The organism is Capnocytophaga sp. oral taxon 338 str. F0234 (genome assembly GCF_000192225.1).
Classification (GTDB): Bacteria; Bacteroidota; Bacteroidia; order Flavobacteriales; family Flavobacteriaceae; genus Capnocytophaga.
This window is the reverse complement of sequence record NZ_GL872413.1, coordinates 1,569,575-1,592,181: the sequence shown is the minus strand read 5'-3', so window position 1 is coordinate 1,592,181 and position 22,607 is coordinate 1,569,575. Positions and strand designations below refer to the sequence as shown.

Below are 22,607 nucleotides of genomic sequence, written 5' to 3'. Positions count from 1 at the left end.
CAACTCCTCATAATGAGTAATGATACGTGAGCGAATCTCTTCCAGCTTGCGATTAAGTTGGGTAGCTTCTTCTGTTTTACCTGTTACCCTTCCGTACTTCAAATCCCATTTCTGTGGAAGGATTTCAAGTTTGGTACTAAACTGAGCTACCTGATTGTCAATGGTAATACGCCCCATAATAGCAACCTTACCGTTCTTCTTTGGGGCGTTCTTTTTAAGGTAGAACAATACCTTAAAAGTTGAGCGTTTTACTTTTTTCATACTCTAATTTTTTAATTTGCGAAAGTACTTTTTATCAAATTACTGTACAATATGAAAAAAGGTGTAAAACACTGAAATATAACCTATTAATAAAAAATATTTTTCAGTATGGTAGGTAACGATTTAGAAACCTAATTTTGAAAAAACCTATCTAAAACATCTAAGACTCTGTCTTCTCTTATCTTCCTGTCAAAAAATTAATCCTCTTTGTATGAGCTAATTATATTATTTTTTGTAGTTTTGCTTTTTATTCGTAATTTTCCGATAAAATAAGAAAGAAAATTAGCTGGAATAATATTATTTTGTACCTTTGCCTTTGTAAAATATAATACAAATGAATACAGGTTTTTTTAATAGCTATGAAGGGGCTGAAATATTCTTTTACGAATGGAATTACAAACCAGGTCAGAAAACCCTTATTGTTATCCATCGTGGACATGAATATGGCGAGCGCTTACAGGAATTTGCAACTCACCCACTGTTTGCCTCTTATAATATTTTTGCCTTTGATATGCGAGGGCATGGGCATACTAAGGCTTCTGTGTCGCCTGCTTTTATGGATTCAGTACGTGATTTGGATACTTTCACTAAGTTTCTACAAAGGGAATATGCTGTACGAGAGGAAGATATCTTTGTGGTAGCTAATAGTATTGGGGGAGTTATTGTATCGGCATGGGTACATGATTTTGCACCACACATTGCAGGAATGGCTCTTTTGGCACCTGCTTTTGAAATAAATCTTCTTGTCCCTTTGGCTAAGCAGGCTATTGAACTTGCATTAAAAGTGAATCCTAAACTTATTGTAAAGAGTTATGTAAAATCTAAGATGCTTACCCATGATCCTAAGCAACAACAGGCTTATGATACAGATCGTTTTATTACACGCTCTATTAATGGAAAATTACTAATTGATTTAGCTAATGCAGGTAAGCGTTTGGTAGAAGATGCTGCTGCTATTACAATTCCTACATTGCTTCTTTCAGCTGAAGAGGATTTTGTGGTGATAAATAAAGAGCAAAAGCAATTTTATGTAAATCTATCTTCAGAAGTGAAAGAATTTATTACTTTAAAAGGATTTCATCATGGTATACTCTTTGAGAAAGATAGGGAAGAAGTATATAAAATCCTACAACAGTTCATCACTAAAGCTTTTGAAACTCCTGCTTTACCACCTTCTTTGACTCCTGACAAATTTACTCAAAAGGAATTCGAAACAATGCAATATGAACTCATTCCTAGAGGAGAGAAATGGTATTATCACTTCCAAAAATGGGCATTGGGCAAATTAGGACATCTTAGCAGTGGAATGGAAGTGGGATTAGAGTATGGTTTTGATTCGGGAGTTTCTATGGACTATGTTTATAAAAATATACCACAAGGAAAATGGGGTATTGGTAAATGGATGGATAAGAACTATCTTAATGCTGTAGGTTGGCGAGGGGTACGCATACGTAAAACTCACCTACTACAACAAGTGGAGAAAGCTATACAAGTACTACAAGTTCAAGGACGAAAAGTAAAAATATTAGATATTGCGGGAGGAGTTGGTAATTATTTGTTTGATGTCAAGGAAAGACATCCCGAAGTAGAAATTGTTGTTAATGAATTCCTGCCTTCTAATATAGAAAAAGGTGAAAAAATTATTAGAGAGAAGGGATATACGAATATAAGATTTACCAATTATAACTGTTTTAATAAGGATAACTACCGAAGAATGGAATTCTCTCCCAATATTACTATTATTTCAGGTATTTTTGAACTTTTTGGCAATAATACTTTAGCTAATGAAGCTGTGAAAGGAGTTGTTTCTATTTCAGATAATGGTTTTTTGATTTATACAGGTCAACCGTGGCATCCACAACTTAAGACAATAGCTTTTGTTTTGAAGAGTCATCAAGATAAAGATTGGGTAATGCGCCGTCGCAGCCAGCGAGAGTTAGACAGTATTTTTGCCCTCAATGGAGTACAGAAAGAAAGTATGCTTATTGATGATTTTGGTATTTTTACTGTTTCATTAGGAAAGATAATAAAATAAAGAGGCAAGGCAAGCCTCTTTATTTTATTTTTCACTTATTATTATTCTTTCTCTAAATCATTTACATAATCTTTAAGGTCATTGAGAGAAGAAAAACTTTGGAATTCTAATTTGGTATCATTAGCTTCTACCTCATCAATAAGAGCTTTGAGCAAGTGAATAGGATGTTCTTCATATCCGAAGAGTTCTGTATCAAAATTAATACCAGCCACTACATCTTCTTCAAGCATCCCTAAGCACCAACTTTCCATAAATTCTGCTAAGGGGATTTCACTAATCTTATAGTCTGCCCATTCTTCTTGTTTGCACGCTTGTGCTTTCTCTTTATCTGACCAGAAAGCGAGTACTCCTACCTCCTCGTCCTCATCATCCTGAGTTTCAAACTGTGAAGAGGTACAAGAGGCTATATAGTCTTTTTCATCTTTTAGACAATAGACAATTCCAGAGGCAACTACTTCCCTAATAAAATGAAAGTATTTGTCCAATAATTCTTGTTTGTTCTCTGACATTTTATTTTTAGTTTTTAGTGTTAGTTATTAGAATTTAGGCATTCCACCTTGCATGGATTGCATCATACGCATCATTTGTTTAGCTCCTCCACCTTGCATCATTTTCATCATTTTACTCATCTGATCAAATTGCTTGAGAAGCTGGTTGACTTCTGCAATATTACGTCCGCTTCCCTTAGCAATACGATTTTTACGAGAGGTATTAATAATAGAAGGATTGCTACGCTCAGCGGGAGTCATTGAAAAGATAATAGCTTCAATATACTTAAAAGCATCATCACTGATATCGAGATCTTTTACAGCTTTACCTACTCCGGGAAGCATTCCTAATAGGTCTTTCATGCTACCCATTTTTTTGATTTGCTGTATTTGAGCGAGAAAGTCATCAAAACCAAATTGGTTTTTAGCAATTTTCTTCTGGAGCTTACGAGCTTGTTCTTCATCAAATTGTTCTTGAGCACGCTCCACCAAAGATACTACGTCTCCCATGCCCAGAATACGGTCAGCCATACGATCAGGATAGAAGACATCTATTGCGTCCATCTTTTCTCCTGTACCAACGAACTTAATAGGTTTGTTAACTACCGATTTAATAGAAATGGCAGCTCCACCACGGGTATCTCCGTCCAATTTGGTAAGGATCACTCCGTCAAAGTCTAATACATCATTGAAGGCTTTGGCAGTATTCACGGCATCTTGCCCGGTCATAGCATCCACCACAAAGAGTGTTTCCTGAGGATTTACTGCCTTGTGAATTTCAGCTATCTCTTTCATCATTTGCTCGTCCGCAGCCAAACGACCTGCAGTATCTATAATTACTACATTAAAGCCATTACTTTTAGCATATTGAAGTCCTTTTTGGGCAATATCTACAGGATTATTATTTCCTCTTTCAGAGAATACAGGAACTCCTATTTGTTCTCCTACTATATGAAGTTGATCAATTGCAGCAGGACGATATACGTCACAGGCAACCAGAAGAGGTTTTTTGTTTTTCTTGGTTTTTAAGAAATTGGCTAATTTCCCAGAAAAGGTAGTTTTCCCAGAACCTTGTAATCCAGACATGAGGATTACGGAGGGATTTCCACTAAGATTTATCCCTGTAGCATCTCCTCCCATGAGTTCTGTGAGTTCATCTCGGACAATCTTCACCATGAGCTGTCCTGGTTGCAAAGTAGTTAGCACATTCTGTCCAAGTGCTTTTGCTTTTACCTTAGAGGTGAAGTCCTTAGCAATGGAGTAATTCACATCGGCATCCAGGAGGGCACGGCGTACCTCCTTAAGCGTCTCTGCTACATTGATTTCGGTAATTTGTCCATGTCCTTTAAGAACATGTAAAGCTCTTTCTAATTTATCACTTAAATTATCAAACATAAGTTATCCTATTGAGGGTTGGCAAAGATACAACTTTTTTCTTATATTTTGAAATAGAATTTAAAAAAATCCGCTTTTTATGCGGATTTAATAAGGTAATTTGAACCTTTTTTAGAATAAATTTTTAACAGCATCTATTCCCTTTTTGAGTCCATCAGAGAGAGAACCTGAAGAGAGGTCTGTGAAAGCTTTTTTAGCTTCTTCCCATTTGTCTCCTGAAGCATTCTTTAAGGCTTCAAATTTTTCAGTAAGGGAGGATTTATCAGCTAAAAGTTTATTAAGCTCCTGTTGAGCCTTTTCCTTAAGGTCTCCTGTCTTAAGCCCTAATTCTTTAGTTAAGGAATTGATTTTTTCTGTTAATACACTGATTTTCTCTTGTGCTTCTTTTAGAAATTGTTCTTTATCCATAACAAATTTTTTAATTAACTGTGCAAAAATACATGATTCCTCCTAAGAGAAGTGTTAATGAAATAATAAATTATAATTAATTATTCTTCTTGGAATCTTCAAAGGAAAAACTTTTAGGATTCTTTACATCTTCTTTAGTGATTGCCAAAGCGAGTACCTCTTCCATTTCAGTAACATAATGGAAAGTGAGTCCTTGTAGATATTCTTGTTTTATTTCATTGATATCCTTTTCATTGTCTTTACATAGAATAATCTCCTTGATACCTGCACGCTTGGCGGCAAGTATTTTCTCCTTAATACCTCCTACAGGAAGTACTTTTCCTCGCAGGGTGATTTCCCCTGTCATAGCTAAGTTCTTTTTCACCCTCTTTTGGGTTAGTAATGAATAAAGAGAGGTCAGTAGGGCAATTCCTGCGCTTGGTCCATCTTTAGGAGTGGCTCCTTCGGGAATATGTATATGGATTTTGTATTGTTCAAAGATACGGGTATCTAATCCAAATTGTTCGGCATGTGCTTTGATATATTCCAAGGCAATAGTAGCAGATTCTTTCATTACCGTCCCTATATTTCCAGTAATAGTGAGTCCTCCGTTACCTTTGGAAAAGGCAGATTCTATGAAGAGGATATCCCCCCCTACACTTGTCCATGCCAATCCTGTGACTACTCCTGCGACCTCATTGTTTTCATATTTGTCCCTATCCATGGTGGCAATTCCTAATATTTTACTAATATCCTCTAAGGATATTTTTGGATTATAATCCTCTTTCATAGCTATAGAACGAGCTATGTAACGTACAATTTTAGCAATTTGTTTTTCTAAATTACGTACTCCTGACTCACGGGTATAGCCTTCAATGATGCGTTCTATTTCCTTTTTACCCAATTGTACCTGTTTGGGTTCCATACCATGTTCCTTGAGTACTTTAGGAAGTAAGAAATGTCGGGCAATCTCTATCTTTTCTTCAATAGTATAGCCTGATATATTAATAATTTCCATCCTATCCCTAAGGGCAGGTTGTATGGTGCTTAGATCATTGGCAGTAGCAATGAACATCACCTTGGAAAGGTCATAACCAATTTCAAGGAAGTTGTCATAGAATTCGCTATTCTGTTCAGGGTCAAGTACCTCCAACATAGCTGAGGAAGGATCTCCTCCATAACCATTGCTAAGTTTATCCAATTCGTCCAAGACAAAAACAGGATTAGATTTTCCTGCTTTTTTGATTAGCTGAAGGATACGTCCAGGCATAGCTCCAATGTAGGTCTTCCTATGACCGCGTATTTCTGCTTCGTCACGTAAGCCTCCTAATGCCATACGTACATATTCACGTCCCAAGGCTCTGGCTATAGAGCGCCCTAAGGATGTTTTTCCAACTCCAGGGGGTCCATATAGGCAAAGGATAGGTGATTTCATATCATTACGGAGCTTGAGTACAGCTAAGTATTCTATGATACGGTGCTTAACATCCTCCAAGCCATAATGGTCTTTGTCTAAGATTTTTTGGGCACGCTTGAGGTCAAACTTATCCTTAGAGTAATCCTCCCAAGGTAGGTCTAATAGTAAATCAATATAATTACGCTGAATAGCATAATCGGGCATTTGTGGATTTAAGCGTTGCAGTTTAGCTAATTCCTTATCAAAGTGTTTCTGAATTTTTTCATTCCACTTTTTGTTTTTAGCTTGTTCTTTGAATTTTTCTATATCGGCTTCGAAGGATTCGTTACCAAGCTCTTTCTGGATGGTTTGTATCTGTTGGTGTAGAAAATAGTCTCGTTGTTGCTTATCAAAATCCAAGTTGACCTTATTCTGAATTTCCTTACGCAAGGTTGCTTTTTGTAGTTCTACTCCAAAATATTTGATAATAGCCCAAGCACGTGTTAGGTAGTTATTCTGCTCTAAAATGTCCTGTTTTTCAACCACAGACAAAGGTGAGGAGGAAGCCACATAGTTGATAAGGAAATACTCACTGTCAATATTTTGCAATACGAAAGGAATTTCAAAAGAGCCGTTGGACATTTCCTTTGCCAAGCGTAAAGAAATATCTCGGACTACTTCTACGGTAGCTGAGAATTCCTCATCATCAGGATTAGGACGAACTTCAGGAATTTCATTGATACGAGCTTTGAAATAAGGCTGTTCTTCTACAAATTCCTCAATCTCAAAACGACGAGCACCTTGAACAAAAATGCTAATACTTCCGTCAGGGATTTTAAGAGTTTTGAGTACATGAGCCACGGTACCCACTCGGTAAATATCTTCCTTATCAGGAATTTCATTGTTATTCTTCTGACTGACGATTCCTATGAGATTCTCATTTTTAGCCTCATGAATAAGTTGCATAGCCGATTCTCTCCTGATGGAGATAGGGGTTATCACTCCAGGAAAGAGTACGGTATTCTTTACCGGAAGTATAGGAATTATTTCAGGTAAGGGTTCCTCTTGAGTTTCGTGCTCCTCATCTGGGTTTGTTAAAGGAATAATTTCTGTATTTTCATTAAGATTCTCCTCATGTAAAAGGCTGTCAAAATTTCCTATTCTCATGTTCTATTTGCTATAATTATGTAATTTTGTCAGCGACTTTCTTGGGTTTATAATTAAGATAAAAAATAAAAACTCTCATAACTTGCTTATAATCAATTGCTCTTGTAAACAGTAAAGTACTGACCCTTGTAACAAGGCAATTAATGTGCCAAGAATAATTATTCAATTTATCTAAACTCTTTATAGATTTTCTTTTAGAGCATGTCTAACAGGTTGAACATTTTTGTTAGGTTTTCTAAGGAGTAGTAATGGTCAGTTACTATGATTTTAAAATTCTGAGGTAAAGTGTAATTTTAGGTTTGGATACTTCTGCTTGACCATCTCAATAGAGAAAGATGAGTCAGCAAGGAATACTAATTGACCTTGTTTGTCTCGGGCTAAGAACTTCTGTTTGACACGTAAAAAATCTAAGTAATCGGCGTCTTTTGTATTTTCAGGTTCCTCTACCCAACAAGCTTTGTAAATAGGAAAATTTTCATAGCTACACTTAGCACCATATTCGTGCTCTAATCTGTATTGGATAACCTCATATTGCAGAGCACCTACGGTTCCTATTACTTTTCTGCCATTAAAGTCCAAGGTAAAGAGTTGTGCAACTCCTTCATCCATAAGTTGGTCTATTCCTTTTTCTAATTGTTTAGACTTAAGAGGATCAGCATTGTTAATATAGCGGAAATGTTCTGGGGAGAAGCTTGGTATCCCCTTGAAATGCAATACTTCACCTTCGGTAAGGGTATCTCCTATCTTAAAGTTACCTGTATCGTGTAAACCTACGATGTCCCCCGCATAGGAAATGTCCACAATCTCCTTCTTCTCAGCAAAGAAGGCATTAGGGCTGGAGAACTTGAGTTTCTTGCCCAAACGGGTATGTAGGTAAGGTTTGTTACGTTCAAAAGTACCTGAAACAATCTTAACAAATGCCAAGCGGTCACGGTGATTAGGATCCATGTTGGCGTGTATTTTGAATACAAAGCCTGAGAAATTCTTCTCTTCTGGTCTTACTAAGCGTTCTTCGCTAGCTTTAGGGCGAGGTGCAGGAGCTATTTCCACAAAACAATCCAAGAGCTCCCTTACCCCAAAATTATTCAAAGCAGAACCAAAGAATACGGGTTGTTGTGTTCCATTGAGGTATGCATCACGATCAAAGGTAGGATATACTTCATACACTAATTCCAGATCCTCCCGGAGCTTTTGTGCAGATCGTTCAGAAATAATTTTTTCCAAATCAGAGTTATTGATATCATCAAAAGAAATGGTTTCCTCAATATTCTTACGACTATCACCCGAGAAAAGATTGATATTTTTTTCCCAGATATTATAAATACCTTTAAAATCATACCCCATTCCAATAGGAAAACTTAAAGGAGCTACGCGTAAACCTAATTTTTGTTCCACTTCGTCCAATAGGTCAAAAGCGTCTTTTCCTTCACGATCAAGCTTATTGATAAAGACAATCATAGGAATGTTACGCATACGGCACACTTCCACGAGTTTTTGGGTTTGTTCCTCCACCCCTTTGGCTACATCAATCACTACGATTACGCTGTCCACTGCCGTTAGAGTACGGAAGGTATCTTCAGCAAAATCCTTGTGTCCAGGAGTGTCTAAAATATTGATTTTATGCTCTTTATAGTTAAAAGCCAAAACAGAGGTAGCTACAGAGATGCCTCTTTGTCGCTCTATCTCCATAAAGTCGGAAGTAGCTCCTTTCTTAATTTTATTGGATTTGACGGCACCTGCCTCTTGGATAGCTCCTCCAAAGAGGAGTAGTTTTTCGGTAAGGGTTGTTTTTCCTGCATCAGGATGCGAGATGATGCCAAAGGTGCGGCGCTTTTGTATTTCTGTTTCTAAAGACACTTTTTTTAATTATTAATGGTCATGGTTAATTATTAATTTACTTCTTCTGTGGTTAGTCGTTAGCAGGCAATCTTATTTCTTGAGCATACTTAAAAATATTTTCTAATAATTCAATCGTTTACGACTTTTCTTATTAATTATACAACTTACTCAATGAAAGCAACTCACCAATTAGAAAACTGTAATGATATTAAAATGAAAGCTATTATAATAGAGAGATGAACATAAAATAAATATTTTTGTAGTCTATATCAAACATTAATCATTATTGGTATTCATCATGGATGTTATCATTTTTTGGTAATCCATAGTATTTCCTTTGGAGAGGATTTTCTTTCGGAAGCGCTCACCATTGGCTCGGGTGAGCCCACCATTTTCCTCAAACCAGTGATAGATGTCATGTGCAAGTATTTCTGAATATTGATAAGCATAATAACTGGCAGCATAACCTCCTGAAAAAATATGTGAAAAATAGGAAGATCGGTAGCGTACAGGGACTTCCTTAGGGAAGCGTTCGGTAGCTTTTTCTTCAAAAAGAGTCACATTAGTAATCTTACTATCAGAAGGAAGGGTATGCCACTTCATATCCAAATAAGAAGAGGCTAATACTTCAGTAAAGGCATATCCATGGTTAAAATCTCTTGAATCCTTTATTTTTTGGATAAGTTCAGCTTTTATAGGTTTCTTTGTTTGATAATCAGTAGCGTAATTGGCTAATATGGTAGGGTAGAGAGCCCAATTTTCATTAAACTGAGAGGGAAACTCTACAAAATCTCTGGCTACAGCGGTTCCTGCTAAAGAGGCATACTGCTGCTCGGCGAAAAAAGCATGTAGGGCATGCCCAAATTCATGAAAGAGAGTCTCTACTTCACTAAAAGTAAGCAAACAAGGTTGATCTTTAGTAGCAGGAGTATAGTTACATACATTGTAAATAACGGGCTTTTGTCCCAATAACTTAGAAGGAGTAACAAATTCACTCATCCAGGCACCTCCGCTTTTTTGTTCACGGGCAAAGAAATCTCCATAGAACAAACCTAAAGGATCTCCTTTTTCTTCAAAAAGTTCATATACTACTACATCCGGATGATATACGGGCAAATCAGTTCTTTTTTTGAAAGTAATACCATAGAGTAGGGTGGCGGCATAGAAAACTCCTTTTTCTAATACATTGAAGAGCTCGAAGTAGGGCTTTAATTCGTTTTCATCTAAGTCATATTTGCCTTTGCGTACTTTTTCTGTATAGTAATTCCAATTATAGGGTGCTATTTTAGTTTTCTGAGCTATGCCCTGAAGTGTCTTTAGCTCTTCTTTTACTTTTTCTGAAGAAGAAGGAATCACCTTCTCAAAGAAATCTATCACTGCTTCTGGGGTCTTCACCATACTTTTTTGTAAAGCCCATTCGGCATAGTTTCTATATCCTAATAAGGTAGCTTTTTTTTGCCGTAAATCTATGATTTTTAATATAATATCTTCTGTAGTATACTTTCCTTCAGTCGCACGATTCCATGATTTTTCAAAGATACGCTTTCTGATTTGCTCATTCTCTAACAAAGAGAGTATAGGCTGTTGGGTAGTATTGGTAAGAGAAATCTTCCAAGAACCATCAGTTTGTTCAAGTGATTTCTTTTCTTCTTGAGAGAGTCCTTCTAAGTCCTTTTCGTCCAAAATAATGAGGGCAGCTTCCTTACGTGCTTCTAAAGTATTAAAATTGAAATCATTCATTAAGGCAGCTAACTGACTATTGATTTCTTTAAGAGTTTGTTTTTGTTCATCTGACAGATTAGCACCACTAAGCACAAAATTGTCATAATAGTATTCAAGAAGCTTGTATGACTCATTATCCAAAGCTAAGGATTCACGACTATTATAGAGGAACTTTATACGTTCGAAGAGCTTTTTGTTGAGGAAAATATCGTCTTGATGAGTAGCAAGGCGTGGTAGAATTTTCTTTTCTGTATCATGAATTATAGGATCAGAATGTGCACTTGATAAAGCATAGAAGATGTTACTCACACGCATGAGCTCTATGTTACTCTTTTCCAAAGGGAGTAGAGTATTCTCAAAGGTTGGAGAGGTCTTATTTTGAACAATTTCTTCTATACGATTACTCTGTATAGTTATCGCCTCAAGAAAAGCAGGTATAAAATCCTCATTGTGAATTTGTGTAAAATCTGGTGCCTCATACGGAAGAGTGCTTTTTTTTAACAGAAAAGAAGACATAAATTGATAGTTAATGAATAAATTGAATGTTGAAGTTAGGGGAACTATCAAAAATCATACCAAAGAAACATTTGCATAATAACTTTCATAGTTGTATTTTTGCACTTTATTTTAAAAAATGAATACTTCTTTAGTGGAAATCCTCTCAGATAGTTTGGTGATTATCCCCACTTATAATGAGATAGAAAATATAGAGAGTATTATTCGGGTAACTCTTATGCAAGCGCCTCATTTTGATGTGCTTATAGTGGATGATAATTCTCCAGATGGTACCGCTCTTAGAGTCAGGGAATTACAAAAAGAGTTTCCCGACCGCCTATTTCTTACTCAAAGAGATAAGAAAGCAGGTTTAGGAACCGCTTATATACATGGTTTCCTTTGGGGACTTAGGAGTGAAAAAAAATATGCTTTTTTCTTTGAAATGGATGCTGATTTCTCCCATAATCCCACTGATTTATCACGCCTATATAAGGAATGTAAAGAGAATAATGCTGATGTAGCCATAGGGTCTCGTTATGTTAAGGGGGTAAATGTGGTTAACTGGCCCCTAAGACGTGTATTGCTCTCCTATTGTGCCTCTATCTATGTGAAACTCATCACAGGTATGAGGGTACAAGACCCTACTGCTGGCTTTATCTGTTATCGTAAAGAAGTTTTGGAGGGTATTGATTTTGATAAAATTAAGTTTGTAGGTTATGCCTTTCAAATAGAGATGAAATACAAAGCTTATATTAAGAAGTATCATCTTTCAGAGGTCTCCATTGTCTTTACCGACCGTGTGCGTGGAAAGTCCAAAATGAATGCCTCCATTATCAAAGAAGCTATCTTTGGGGTTTTAGCTATGCGTATTCGTCATCTTTTGGGAGAAGAATGAGAGGGTTATATCCTCTGCATTCTTATTTTTGTTTGTTCAAACTCTTGCAATATATCCTCAAATACAGCACTGACACTTTTCACTTCATGGATAAGGCTACTTACTTGTCCTATTTCTAATTCACCCTCATCAAGGTTGCCTTCATACATTCCCAAACGAGTACGTCCTTTTCCCAGTAACTGTTTAAGGTTCTCTGTAGTAGCTTCCTGCTTGTTATAAAGTGTTTCTATTTGTCCATAGAACTTGTTCTTTAGCAGGCGAACAGGTGACAATTCCTTTAAGGTCAGTATCGTATCTCCTTCTTTAGCTTTAATGACTTCTTTCTTAAAGAGAGGGTGAACTGAGGCTTCTTCTGTAGCCACAAATCTACTCCCCATTTGTATCCCTTCAGCTCCCAGAGCCATTGCAGCGTACATAGCCTCGCCAGTGGCAATTCCTCCTGCTGCGATAACAGGGATGTTTACTGTTTTACAAACTTCAGGGATAAGAACTAAAGAAGTGGTCTCCTCCCGACCATTATGACCACCTGCCTCAAACCCCTCAGCTACGATGGCATCTACTCCTACCTGTGCTGCTTTTAAGGCGAACTTACTGCTACTGACCACATGTACTACCTTAATCCCTTTCTCTTGCAATTGAGCGGTCCAAAGGGTAGGGTTACCTGCTGAAGTAAATACGATAGGAACATGCTCCTGCATAATCACTTCCATAGTATGAGCACTGTTTTCATACATAATAGGAACGTTTACTCCAAAGGGCTTTACTGTATGAGCCTTGCATTGCCTAATTTGAGCTCTTAATTCCTCTGAGGACATGGATCCAGAGCCCAACAGTCCTAAGCCTCCTGCATTGCTTACTGCTGTTACTAACTGCCAACCACTTGCCCACACCATTCCTCCCTGAATGATAGGATACTGTATACCAAATAATTCTGTAATACGCGTTTTCATCAGTACTGCAAATTCAAGTTTCTTTTCCTTAAACTATATCAAAAAGTGTTGCAAATGTACAACATTTTTGAGGTTTTGTCAAGTTAAAGTTTTATTAAAGTAAAAGCTATTAGCTGTGGATAATTTAATAGCTAAAGTTAAAAAGTTGGCGATGAAGGCGATAACTTTTACATCGTCTTCATTGTTCTTTTTTGTATTTGTATTTTTATTCTTTTTTGTCTTTGTTTTAAGCGATAATGGCGATAACTAAATCGCTCACAGCGATAATGGCGATGACAGCATAGTTTTATAAAAAAAAGTAGAGATGAGATATCACCCCTACTTTTCTGTATTTTTAATTTACTTATTTAGAACACATCTTTGATATGTTTCATACTATTGGCAATACTGTCTTTTGCATTTGAAAAATCACCTTGTCCTATTTTTTTGATGACATTAGTAGCAAAGCCTTTCATCTGATCGAAGGTAACATGAGGAGGCATCGCTAAGGTATCGCGATTGGTGTAGATATTCACCAAAGTAGGCCCGTCGTGCTCGAAAGCTGCTTTTACGGTGGCTTCGAGGTCTTCGGTTTTGCGCACTTCATAGCCTTTGATGTTCATCAACTCGGCGAGTTTGTCGAAAGGTGGGTTTACCATATTGGTTTGCCAATCGAGGTAGCCCGATACTTCCATTTCGAGTTTTACCATTGCGAGCGAACGGTTGTTGAACACAAATATTTTCACAGGGTATTGGTATTGCATTAGGGTAGCCAAATCGCCCAAGAGCATTGATAGACCGCCGTCACCACACATTGCTACCACTTGTCTGCCATTGGAGGAAGCCGCTGCACCAATCGCCATTGGGAGAGCATTTGCCATAGAACCGTGGTTGAACGAACCGGTGAGGTAACGTTTGCCCGTACCTTTGATAAAGCGCGCTGCCCATACTACATTCATACCTGTATCGACAGTGAAAATAGCATCGTTAGCGGCGTATTTATCCAAAAGTTTAGCCGCATATTCGGGGTCTATTTGATTCTCTTCGGTTTTCTTTTTGGTGTAATCATCTAATGATTTTTCGAGTTCCAAATATTCTTTGTGAATATCCTTGAGGAAACTATCGTCAGTGCGAGGGCTGAGTTTAGGCAATAAGGCGATAATTGTATCCTTCACATCGCCTGCAAAGCCGTAATCTACTTTGGCGCGACGTCCAATGATATCGGGGCGTTCATCTATTTGAATAATCGTATTTTTCTTAGGTAAGAACTCAGCATAAGGGAAATCGGTGCCAAGCATTATGAGTACATCGGATTTAGCACAAGCATCATAGCCAGAACGGTGACCGAGCAATCCGTTCATTCCCGCTATATAAGGGCTATCAGTACGGTCAAAGAATATTTTACCACGGAAAGAGGCGACGATAGGCGCTTTGAGAGTTTCGGCAAGCTGTTCTACTTCTTTCACAGCATATTGACAACCGTGACCGCAGTAAAGGGTTATTTTCTTGTTTTTAGCGTCGTTTAATACGGCTGCCAATTTGTCGAGTTCACTATCGGAGGGTCGTACCACAGGTTTAGCTAAGAAGGTTTGTGTAGCGGTAGATACCTCTTCGAGGTCGGCGCCTGCTACATCACCTGGGAGTCCCAACACCGCCACGCCTTTCTCGTTGATAGCCGTTTGTATGGCGCGTTGCATCATTGTGGTGAACTGTTTTGGGGTATTGGCTACATACACGTATTTACTGCAATCTTGAAACAGCAAGAAGGGGTTGGTCTCTTGGAACCAATGGGTGCCAAATTTATGGGTGGCGCAAGTGCTGGCTATAGCAATCACAGGGTTGCCTGAGCGATTGGCATCATAGAGTCCGTTGATAAGGTGTACGTGTCCAGGTCCTGAGCTTCCCATACAACAGCCTATGCCATTTAGTTCGGCGTCCATAGAGGCTGCATAAGCAGCTGATTCCTCGTGGCGCACGTGTATCCACTCAAGGCGACCATCGCGACGGATAGCGTCGTTCACAGGGTTGAGGCTATCGCCGGTAATGGCGTATACTCTTTTTACGCCTGCTTGTACTAACATTTCGACCAATTGGTCAGATACATTTTTGCTCATGATTTTTTCTTTAAATTTCGGTTGCAAAAGTACAGCTTTTATTTTTTCTAACAAATTTTTTATGAGAATAATGGATATAATACTCCTATTTTGAATGATTCTATGAAAAAACTAGTGGAGATTCCCCCCACTAGTTCTCATCGTTTAACCCTTTATTTAAATTAAAAAAAGAAAAATTATGCAATTGGAATGTCTTTGTTCACATTTTTGCTACCAATAAGGGCATAGTATAGGATGTAAGCAAGTCCTAAAATGACTACCCAGTAGCTCTGCACGTAGCCTAAGATATCTGCTACATAGCTCTGAAGAGTAGATAAGATACCTCCACCACATACCATAACCATGAAAATACCTGAAGCAGCAGCAGTGTACTTGCCTAAGCCTTCAGTAGCTAAGTTAAAGATACCTCCCCACATCACTGAAGTACAAAGTCCACAGAGAGTCAAGAGCATCACAGTAACAGGTACTTCAGCAAGACTAAAGGATATATTTTTATTGAATACAGGCATGTTCACCAATAAGTCTGTAGGTAGAAATATTGCCATGAGTACAAAGAGCAATCCTAAGGAAGCTACAAAAGAAAGCATAGCCTTGCTGGAGAATTTAGCTCCTAAGGTACCTCCTATAAATCGTCCTATGAACATTAAGAACCAATAAGTACCCACTACAGAACCTGCAGTAGTAGCATCTATGCCTAAGCCGCCTTTGTCTGCTTTAGCAGTCATGAAATAGTTCTCTACTCCAGGAATTCCCACTTCCACTCCTACATATACAAAAATAGCGATGATTCCAAAGACAAAGTGCCTGAAGGATAATGCACTATAAGGCTCTTTTACTTTGTTCTTTACTTTTTTTACAATATGAGGTTCAGGAATTTGCATTAGGGAGAGTACAACAAATACTAAAGCAAAGGTTCCCATGGCTAAGTATAAGGCTGGATTGGCTTTGTCAATAGAGGCTTTTTCTATATTTTCCCCTATAAGATATCCTACAAAAACGGGTACTATAGTACCTCCCATAGAGTTAAGTGCACCACCGAACTGTAGCAATTGGTTCCCTCGCTTACCTTCACCTCCTAAGGTATTGAGCATTGGATTGACCACTACATTGAGCATACACATAGAGAAACCTGCTATAAAGGCTCCTGTGAGATATATAGCAAAACTCTCCATCGCACCTGATAAGAAGATGATACACACCCCTATGAAACCAACTGTTACCGCCGCTAGTGCAGTCTTCTTATAACCTATTCGTTGTAACATCTGTCCAGCAGGGATTCCCATAAAAGCATAGGCGATGAAGTTGGCAAAAGTTCCCAGTTGTGCCTGAAAGTTGCTAGCACCAAATTGGCTCTTTACAATCACTCCCATAGGACTCTGTAAATTGGTGACGAAAGCTATCATAAAGAATAGAGCAAACATCATTATAATGGGAAGCAGATAACTCTTGTTTTGTTGATTTTGTTCCATATCTACTTTTTATTAATATAGGGACAAAATTAAAAAAATATCTTATGATATCAAAGAAAAACAACTTAATTTTTTTTTATTTGTAAAACAAATATAATGATATAAAATAGAAAATAGGGATACTCTCCACAAGGAATCCACTGTAAAAAGAAGATTGTTTTTCTTTGGCAAAAAGTAAAGAAAGGAGGGTAATCCCTGCGGTTACTATTTGTATTCTCAAAAGATAAATTGAGGAATGATAGAAGGCAAGGAGAATAAAGATTTCTATAATGATGGTTCCTATTATTTTTGTTTTTTTTATTCCTAATACAGTGGGAAGCGTTTGAAGATAGGACTCCTCTGAGGATTTGTCCTTGATGTCAAAAGGAAGTATCAGTACACATATCCAAAGAAAATATTGTAAGGAGAGTAAGCCTACAGTATAAGGATAGGAAAAGGTACTGTACTCAGATAATGGTAGAAAAATACTACCAGAGACCCAGCAGATAGCAACAATCCCTATTTTAAGAAAAGGAATACTCCGAAGATTTCTTCTGAGAAGGGGAGTATTATACATAATACTGAGTAATCCTGTTGCAAGTAGTATCACTTTCCCATATAGGGTTAGGAAAAAGAAATTATAACAAACCATAATAGCACATCCCCACCATAATACAGAATTATATTTTAGTGTCCTTCCCTTAGCAAAGGAGTAGGACAAAATAGTGCCTCCCCACAAAGAGAATAGAGGAGGGTACTTTATGGGCAAGCTAAAGATAAGAAAAGTGCTAATGGCTAAGGAAGTTACTGCAGAGGAAACGATAATATTTTCTCTTATTAGAAAGTGCAAAATACGGGAGAATATCTGCCTCATTGACTAATAACCTCAATATTTACCTGTAAGTTTCCTTTGTTGGGATTATCGGTAATAGTCATAAATGCTTTTCTAGAAAGATCAAGTACTTTTTCTTTGGTAAAAGGACCCCGATCATTTACTTTTACTATTACAGACTTTCCATTATCTATATTGGTTACCTTTAGTAAGGTTCCAAAAGGATAAGTACGATGAGCTGCTGTAAGTTTATTATTATTGAATACTTCTCCGCTGGCAGTTTTGCGCCCATTAAACTTATTATGGTAATAAGAAGCTATACCGCTTATCCTGCTAGGGCTATCGGAAGTACTTGCTTTAGTAGCTATAGTTGTTGGCTTAGTACTTTGAGAAGTGTTTTTTGCATTCTTAATAGTTATTCTACTGCCTTTATGGGTTGTCCTCTGCTGAGCTACCTTTTGTGTATGACAACTTACCAATAAAAGAATACAACTTATTTTTAGAATGTAAGAGAGTTTCATAAAAGAAGATTTTAATTGGAGATTTATTGTAAATATAAGTCAATGAGTCCTTCTGGAGTCTCTACAATGATTTTCTTTTCCTTACGATTAACCTCCTTAAGGAAATTATCGTGGATAGGTATAAGTATCTCTCTCCCGTTATGTTGGATTTCAAAGAGTGGCTGAGAGGAATGATCATTGATATGAGTAACAGAGCCTATAAGACCATGCTTTGTATCATATACTTCAAAACCAACTACTTCATGGTAGTAAAATTTATTTCCAGAAAGTTTTGGTAGCAAGGTTAAGGGTAAGTATAAGTGATGTTTGAGAAGAGTTTCAGTATCTTTTTCAGTGTTTACTTCTTCAAACTTGATTCTAAATAGGGAGGACTTGTGTAGGCTGCATTTTTCTATGAAAAAAGGAATCAGTTCATTGCCTAATTCAACAAAAACTGATTCCACATTTTCAAGTAAGGAGAGGTCATCCGTGTCTGTTTTGACAAGGACTTCTCCTTTGAAGCTAAATTTGGAGACAATTGTTCCTACAAAGAAGCAATCTTCCTTTTTCATTAAACTTCTGTTTCATTAGCTCCTTCTTCAGAGGATTCAGCGGGAGCTTCTGCTGCTTGTGCTTTAGCAGCGATAGCTTCCTTGCGTTTTTGGCTATAAGCTTGTTCTGCTTTTACACTTTCTTGCTTGGCAGAAACTTTTCCTTTTTGAAGGGCTTCTTTTTTAGCATTGATTTTCTGCTCTTTTTCAGTTAACCAAGCAGCAAATTTAGCGTCTGCTTGCTCCTTAGTAAGAGCTCCTTTCTTTACACCTCCTTCCAAGTGATACTTAAGCATGACCCCCTTATAAGAAAGGATGCGGCGTGCAGTATCAGTAGGTTGCGCACCGAAGTGAAGCCATTTGATAGCTTCATCAATATTTAGCTCAATCTGAGCTGGGTTAGTAGTTGGGTTGTAAGTACCTAATTTTTGAAGGAACTTACCATCGCGAGAAGCTCGTACATCTGCAGCTACTACCCAATAAAAAGGTTTCCCTTTTTTACCATGTCTTTGTAATCTAATTTTTACAGGCATAAATTTTAAGACTTTTGAGGTACACGACCTCCGTTAACAGAGCGCAAAAGTAATACATTTTTATATTACAGACAAATTTTTTGGAAAAAATGTACTTATTATTCTATTATATTGATTTTCAAAAGTATTAGATTAAAAGGGAGATTTATTCCAAAAAAGAAGAATATTTCTTGTCATTTACAAATAAAATGAATATCTTTGCCCTCAAAAATAATGCGTCTTTTTTAAATAAGAAATATGGCTCAATACAAAGGTAAAATAGCACAGGTAATCGGTCCTGTGGTGGATGTAATATTTCCTTCCGAAAAGGAAATGCCTAAGATTTATGATTCATTAGAAATTATAGGTGAAGATGGAAAAGTTTTGATTCTGGAGGTACAATCTCACATAGGAGAGGATACTGTTCGTGCCATTTCCATGGATGCTACTGAAGGACTTAGTCGAGGAATGGAAGTGATTGCTACAGGTCATCCTATTCAAATGCCTATAGGACATGATGTATTTGGACGGTTATTCAATGTAATCGGAGATGGTATTGACGGACTTGGCAACTTGCCCAAAAGTGGAGAAAATGGGCTTCCTATTCACCGCCCAGCTCCTAAGTTCGAGGATTTATCCACTGTAACAGAAGTACTTTTTACAGGGATTAAAGTAATTGACCTTATTGAGCCTTATGCAAAAGGAGGAAAAATTGGACTCTTTGGAGGTGCTGGAGTAGGAAAAACGGTACTTATCCAAGAGCTTATTAATAATATTGCTAAAGGACATGGAGGGCTCTCCGTATTTGCAGGAGTAGGAGAACGCACGCGTGAGGGAAACGACTTGCTTCGTGAAATGCTTGAATCAGGTATTATAAGATATGGTGATGAGTTTATGCACTCTATGGAAGAAGGAGGTTGGGACTTGAGTAAGGTTGATAAAAAAGCCCTTAAGGATTCTAAGGCTACTTTCGTATTTGGACAGATGAATGAGCCTCCTGGAGCACGTGCCCGTGTTGCCCTTTCAGGGCTTACCATTGCTGAATATTTCCGTGATGGAGCAGGGGAGGAAGAAGGAAAGGATGTTCTTTTCTTTGTGGATAATATATTCCGTTTTACTCAAGCAGGTTCTGAGGTTTCTGCTCTTTTGGGACGTATGCCCTCTGCAGTGGGTTACCAGCCTACTTTGGCTACTGAAATGGGGGCTATGCAAGAACGTATTACTTCTACCAAGAAAGGTTCTATTACTTCTGTACAAGCAGTATATGTACCTGCTGATGACCTTACAGACCCTGCACCAGCCACTACTTTCGCACATCTTGATGCCACTACGGTACTCTCTCGTAAAATTGCTGAACTTGGTATCTATCCAGCTGTTGATCCATTGGACTCTACTTCTCGTATTCTTACTCCTGAAATCCTTGGAAAAGAGCACTATGAGTGCGCACAGAGGGTTAAGGAATTACTACAACATTATAAGGAATTACAGGATATTATCGCTATTTTGGGGATGGAAGAACTCTCTGAAGAAGATAAGTTAGCAGTAGCACGTGCCCGTAGGGTACAGCGATTCCTCTCCCAACCTTTCCATGTAGCTGAGCAGTTCACAGGTATTCCTGGTGTGTTCGTAGATATTAAGGATACTATTCGTGGCTTTAACATGATTCTTGATGGAGAGCTTGACCATTTGCCTGAAGCAGCCTTTAACCTAAAAGGTACTATTGAAGAAGTAATTGAAGCAGGTGAAAAAATGCTTGCTGAGGTACAAAACTAAGTATTATGATATTAGAAATAGTAACTCCGGAAGCTATACTCTATAGGGGAAAGGTTAAAATAGTTACCCTCCCAGGAGTTAAAGGTTCTTTCCAGATATTAGAGAACCACGCTCCCATTGTCTCCCTGTTAGAGAAAGGTACTTTATCCTTTAAGGAAAGTGAATCCCCCGCAGTATTTATGCAAGAACATTTTATACAAGAGAAGGGAGAATATGCTTTGCCTATTGAAGGGGGTGTTGTAGAACAAAAAGATAATAGAATAATAGTACTTGCTCAATAAGTAAACTATAATTGATTTGGTTTAAATGTAGGGGCGAATTATAATTCGTCCCTACATTGCATTAATATTCATTCTTAACTTCTCTATAGGATATCAATTACATGAGAAAAGATAAAAAACCTCTTTTAATAGAAAAAGTTACTGTAACTGATGCGGGTGCTAAAGGGAAAAGTATTGCTCATGCCCCTGATGGAAGGGTTATTTTTTTAGAAAATGCAATTCCAGAAGATATAGTGGATGTACTTATAACTAAAAAGAAGAAAGCATTCTATGAGGGAACAGTGGTGAAATTTTATCAAAAATCCCCTTTAAGAGTACCTCCTGTCTGTGAACATTTTCTCTATTGTGGAGGTTGTCAATGGCAAGATATGAACTATCAAAGTCAGCTCTTTTACAAGCAAAAGGAAGTGGTAAATAACCTTAAGCGCTTAGGAGGAATTGTTCCTGAAGAAATATTGCCTATTTTAGGGAGTGAAAAGGAGTATTTCTATAGAAATAAAATAGAATTTTCCTTTAGTGAATCCCGATGGCTTACCTCAGAAGAAATTGAATCTAAGGAGGAAATAAATAATCGTAATGGATTAGGTTTCCATATTGCAGGTGCTTGGGATAAAGTGTTGGATATTCATAAGTGTTACCTTCAGGAAGATCCTTCTAATGCCATTCGTAATGCTATAAAAGAATATGCTAATACTCATGGATATACTTTCTATAATCCTTGTAGTCATTCAGGTTGGTTACGAACTATGATGATTCGTATCACTTCTATAGGGGAAATTATGCTTGTTATACAATTCTTAGAGGAGAGAAAGGAAGAAAGAAAAGAGTTGTTAGACTATTTGTTGGTACAATTCCCTCAGATTACTTCTCTTCAGTACATTATTAATAGTAAGCCTAATGATACCATTTATGATCAAGAGGTGATTTGTTATCATGGAAGAGAATTTATTCATGAAGAGATGGAAGATTTACGCTTTAAGATTAATGCTAAATCTTTCTTTCAGACTAATTCCTTACAGGCTTATCAGTTATACAAAGTAACTAGAGATTTTGCAGCACTTACAGGAAAAGAATTAGTGTATGACCTTTATACAGGCACGGGAACAATTGCACAGTTTATAGCCAAAGGAGCTAAAAAAGTAATAGGAGTAGAGTCTGTTCCAGAAGCTATTGCTGATGCTAAAGAGAATGCACATACTAATCAAATATATAATGTGGACTTCTTTGTGGGAGATATGAAGAATATCTTCAATGAAGAGTTTATCACCAAGCATGGTACCCCTGATGTGATTATTACAGATCCTCCCAGAGATGGTATGCATAAAGATGTAATAGCACAAATCCTTAGAATAGCTCCCAAGAGAGTTGTTTATGTGAGTTGTAATAGTGCTACTCAAGCCCGAGATTTAGCTCTAATGGATCCTATGTATAAGGTGGTCAAAATACGACCTGTAGATATGTTCCCTCAGACTTATCATATTGAAAATGTAGCACTTTTGGAATTGAAATAATCTCTTAAGCGAAATTGAAATATTTTTGCTAACAAAAAATAGAAAAAATATAAAAATATCATTATTTTTTTGTACA

Annotated in this window: 19 protein-coding genes; 5 read left to right on the top strand and 14 right to left on the bottom strand. The window is 37.4% G+C overall.

Features of this window, described 5'->3' with window-relative positions:
- Nucleotides 1-261: Arm DNA-binding domain-containing protein (locus HMPREF9071_RS07260; RefSeq protein ID WP_009745960.1), on the bottom strand; the 261-nt coding region annotated here is incomplete at its 3' end.
- A 334-nt stretch (nt 262-595) separates the two neighbouring features.
- Between HMPREF9071_RS07260 and HMPREF9071_RS07255 the strand changes: the two genes are divergently transcribed.
- The gene (locus HMPREF9071_RS07255; protein ID WP_009745959.1) at nt 596-2,296 is read left to right on the top strand and encodes a bifunctional alpha/beta hydrolase/class I SAM-dependent methyltransferase; all 1,701 of its coding nucleotides are present in this window, start codon (nt 596-598) and stop codon (nt 2,294-2,296) included.
- A gap of 41 nt (nt 2,297-2,337) precedes the next feature.
- Here HMPREF9071_RS07255 and HMPREF9071_RS07250 read toward each other — a convergent pair whose 3' ends face one another.
- From HMPREF9071_RS07250 to HMPREF9071_RS07225, 6 genes are all read right to left on the bottom strand, one after another.
- Nucleotides 2,338-2,805 (bottom strand): DUF2750 domain-containing protein, encoded by a 468-nt coding sequence (locus HMPREF9071_RS07250; protein WP_009745958.1) that lies wholly within the window; start codon nt 2,803-2,805, stop codon nt 2,338-2,340.
- A gap of 27 nt (nt 2,806-2,832) precedes the next feature.
- Nucleotides 2,833-4,179, bottom strand: a complete 1,347-nt coding sequence (ffh, locus tag HMPREF9071_RS07245; RefSeq protein ID WP_009745957.1) for a signal recognition particle protein — start codon at nt 4,177-4,179, stop codon at nt 2,833-2,835.
- A gap of 111 nt (nt 4,180-4,290) precedes the next feature.
- Complete coding sequence (locus HMPREF9071_RS07240; RefSeq protein WP_009745956.1) at nt 4,291-4,587, bottom strand: hypothetical protein; 297 nt, start codon at nt 4,585-4,587, stop codon at nt 4,291-4,293.
- Nucleotides 4,588-4,663: 76 nt separating this feature from the next.
- Complete coding sequence (lon, locus tag HMPREF9071_RS07235) at nt 4,664-7,129, bottom strand: endopeptidase La (RefSeq protein WP_009745955.1); 2,466 nt, start codon at nt 7,127-7,129, stop codon at nt 4,664-4,666.
- Nucleotides 7,130-7,396: 267 nt separating this feature from the next.
- Nucleotides 7,397-8,986 (bottom strand): peptide chain release factor 3, encoded by a 1,590-nt coding sequence (locus HMPREF9071_RS07230; protein WP_009745954.1) that lies wholly within the window; start codon nt 8,984-8,986, stop codon nt 7,397-7,399.
- Between the two features lie 258 nt (nt 8,987-9,244).
- Complete coding sequence (locus HMPREF9071_RS07225; protein WP_009745953.1) at nt 9,245-11,206, bottom strand: M3 family metallopeptidase; 1,962 nt, start codon at nt 11,204-11,206, stop codon at nt 9,245-9,247.
- Nucleotides 11,207-11,324: 118 nt separating this feature from the next.
- On the opposite strand from HMPREF9071_RS07225, the gene HMPREF9071_RS07220 reads away from it, so the two are divergent.
- Nucleotides 11,325-12,080: a polyprenol monophosphomannose synthase gene (locus HMPREF9071_RS07220; RefSeq protein WP_009745952.1), complete on the top strand. Its 756-nt coding sequence runs from the start codon at nt 11,325-11,327 to the stop codon at nt 12,078-12,080.
- A gap of 5 nt (nt 12,081-12,085) precedes the next feature.
- Here HMPREF9071_RS07220 and HMPREF9071_RS07215 read toward each other — a convergent pair whose 3' ends face one another.
- The 7 genes from HMPREF9071_RS07215 to HMPREF9071_RS07185 all read right to left on the bottom strand — a co-directional run bounded on the left by HMPREF9071_RS07215 (nt 12,086) and on the right by HMPREF9071_RS07185 (nt 18,987).
- Nucleotides 12,086-13,030: a nitronate monooxygenase family protein gene (locus tag HMPREF9071_RS07215; RefSeq protein WP_009745951.1), complete on the bottom strand. Its 945-nt coding sequence runs from the start codon at nt 13,028-13,030 to the stop codon at nt 12,086-12,088.
- A gap of 347 nt (nt 13,031-13,377) precedes the next feature.
- A complete protein-coding gene (locus tag HMPREF9071_RS07210; protein WP_040358072.1) occupies nt 13,378-15,123 on the bottom strand; it encodes a thiamine pyrophosphate-dependent enzyme in 1,746 nt (581 codons plus the stop codon).
- Between the two features lie 176 nt (nt 15,124-15,299).
- Nucleotides 15,300-16,592 carry an MFS transporter gene (locus tag HMPREF9071_RS07205; protein WP_009745949.1) on the bottom strand — a complete coding sequence of 431 codons (1,293 nt, stop codon included), beginning with the start codon at nt 16,590-16,592 and terminating at the stop codon, nt 15,300-15,302.
- A 76-nt stretch (nt 16,593-16,668) separates the two neighbouring features.
- On the bottom strand, nt 16,669-17,445 hold the full coding sequence (locus HMPREF9071_RS07200) for a hypothetical protein (protein WP_009745948.1): 777 nt from the start codon (nt 17,443-17,445) through the stop codon (nt 16,669-16,671).
- Nucleotides 17,442-17,924 (bottom strand): septal ring lytic transglycosylase RlpA family protein, encoded by a 483-nt coding sequence (locus HMPREF9071_RS07195; protein ID WP_009745947.1) that lies wholly within the window; start codon nt 17,922-17,924, stop codon nt 17,442-17,444. Before HMPREF9071_RS07195 ends, HMPREF9071_RS07200 begins: the two co-directional genes overlap by 4 nt.
- 23 nt (nt 17,925-17,947) lie before the next feature.
- Nucleotides 17,948-18,475: a ribosome maturation factor RimM gene (gene rimM / locus HMPREF9071_RS07190; protein WP_009745946.1), complete on the bottom strand. Its 528-nt coding sequence runs from the start codon at nt 18,473-18,475 to the stop codon at nt 17,948-17,950.
- Nucleotides 18,475-18,987 (bottom strand): 30S ribosomal protein S16, encoded by a 513-nt coding sequence (locus HMPREF9071_RS07185; protein WP_009745945.1) that lies wholly within the window; start codon nt 18,985-18,987, stop codon nt 18,475-18,477. Before HMPREF9071_RS07185 ends, rimM begins: the two co-directional genes overlap by 1 nt.
- 237 nt (nt 18,988-19,224) lie before the next feature.
- Between HMPREF9071_RS07185 and atpD the strand changes: the two genes are divergently transcribed.
- The 3 genes from atpD (at nt 19,225) to rlmD (ending at nt 22,531) form a co-directional block, all read left to right on the top strand.
- Nucleotides 19,225-20,739: a F0F1 ATP synthase subunit beta gene (gene atpD / locus HMPREF9071_RS07180; protein ID WP_009745944.1), complete on the top strand. Its 1,515-nt coding sequence runs from the start codon at nt 19,225-19,227 to the stop codon at nt 20,737-20,739.
- Between the two features lie 5 nt (nt 20,740-20,744).
- The gene (locus tag HMPREF9071_RS07175; RefSeq protein WP_009745943.1) at nt 20,745-21,020 is read left to right on the top strand and encodes a F0F1 ATP synthase subunit epsilon; all 276 of its coding nucleotides are present in this window, start codon (nt 20,745-20,747) and stop codon (nt 21,018-21,020) included.
- A 101-nt stretch (nt 21,021-21,121) separates the two neighbouring features.
- On the top strand, nt 21,122-22,531 hold the full coding sequence (gene rlmD / locus HMPREF9071_RS07170; protein WP_009745942.1) for a 23S rRNA (uracil(1939)-C(5))-methyltransferase RlmD: 1,410 nt from the start codon (nt 21,122-21,124) through the stop codon (nt 22,529-22,531).
- Nucleotides 22,532-22,607 lie beyond the last annotated feature (76 nt).

What these genes read in the sequence shown, in the direction of transcription:
- HMPREF9071_RS07255 (WP_009745959.1), top strand. Translation starts at nt 596, where the DNA reads ATGAATACAGGTTTTTTTAATAGCTATGAAGGGGCTGAAATATTCTTT.
- HMPREF9071_RS07250 (WP_009745958.1), bottom strand. Translation starts at nt 2,805, where the DNA reads ATGTCAGAGAACAAACAAGAATTATTGGACAAATACTTTCATTTTATT.
- ffh (WP_009745957.1), bottom strand. Translation starts at nt 4,179, where the DNA reads ATGTTTGATAATTTAAGTGATAAATTAGAAAGAGCTTTACATGTTCTT.
- HMPREF9071_RS07240 (WP_009745956.1), bottom strand. Translation starts at nt 4,587, where the DNA reads ATGGATAAAGAACAATTTCTAAAAGAAGCACAAGAGAAAATCAGTGTA.
- lon (WP_009745955.1), bottom strand. Translation starts at nt 7,129, where the DNA reads ATGAGAATAGGAAATTTTGACAGCCTTTTACATGAGGAGAATCTTAAT.
- HMPREF9071_RS07225 (WP_009745953.1), bottom strand. Translation starts at nt 11,206, where the DNA reads ATGTCTTCTTTTCTGTTAAAAAAAAGCACTCTTCCGTATGAGGCACCA.
- HMPREF9071_RS07220 (WP_009745952.1), top strand. Translation starts at nt 11,325, where the DNA reads ATGAATACTTCTTTAGTGGAAATCCTCTCAGATAGTTTGGTGATTATC.
- HMPREF9071_RS07215 (WP_009745951.1), bottom strand. Translation starts at nt 13,030, where the DNA reads ATGAAAACGCGTATTACAGAATTATTTGGTATACAGTATCCTATCATT.
- HMPREF9071_RS07210 (WP_040358072.1), bottom strand. Translation starts at nt 15,123, where the DNA reads ATGAGCAAAAATGTATCTGACCAATTGGTCGAAATGTTAGTACAAGCA.
- HMPREF9071_RS07205 (WP_009745949.1), bottom strand. Translation starts at nt 16,592, where the DNA reads ATGGAACAAAATCAACAAAACAAGAGTTATCTGCTTCCCATTATAATG.
- HMPREF9071_RS07200 (WP_009745948.1), bottom strand. Translation starts at nt 17,445, where the DNA reads ATGAGGCAGATATTCTCCCGTATTTTGCACTTTCTAATAAGAGAAAAT.
- HMPREF9071_RS07195 (WP_009745947.1), bottom strand. Translation starts at nt 17,924, where the DNA reads ATGAAACTCTCTTACATTCTAAAAATAAGTTGTATTCTTTTATTGGTA.
- rimM (WP_009745946.1), bottom strand. Translation starts at nt 18,475, where the DNA reads ATGAAAAAGGAAGATTGCTTCTTTGTAGGAACAATTGTCTCCAAATTT.
- HMPREF9071_RS07185 (WP_009745945.1), bottom strand. Translation starts at nt 18,987, where the DNA reads ATGCCTGTAAAAATTAGATTACAAAGACATGGTAAAAAAGGGAAACCT.
- atpD (WP_009745944.1), top strand. Translation starts at nt 19,225, where the DNA reads ATGGCTCAATACAAAGGTAAAATAGCACAGGTAATCGGTCCTGTGGTG.
- HMPREF9071_RS07175 (WP_009745943.1), top strand. Translation starts at nt 20,745, where the DNA reads ATGATATTAGAAATAGTAACTCCGGAAGCTATACTCTATAGGGGAAAG.
- rlmD (WP_009745942.1), top strand. Translation starts at nt 21,122, where the DNA reads ATGAGAAAAGATAAAAAACCTCTTTTAATAGAAAAAGTTACTGTAACT.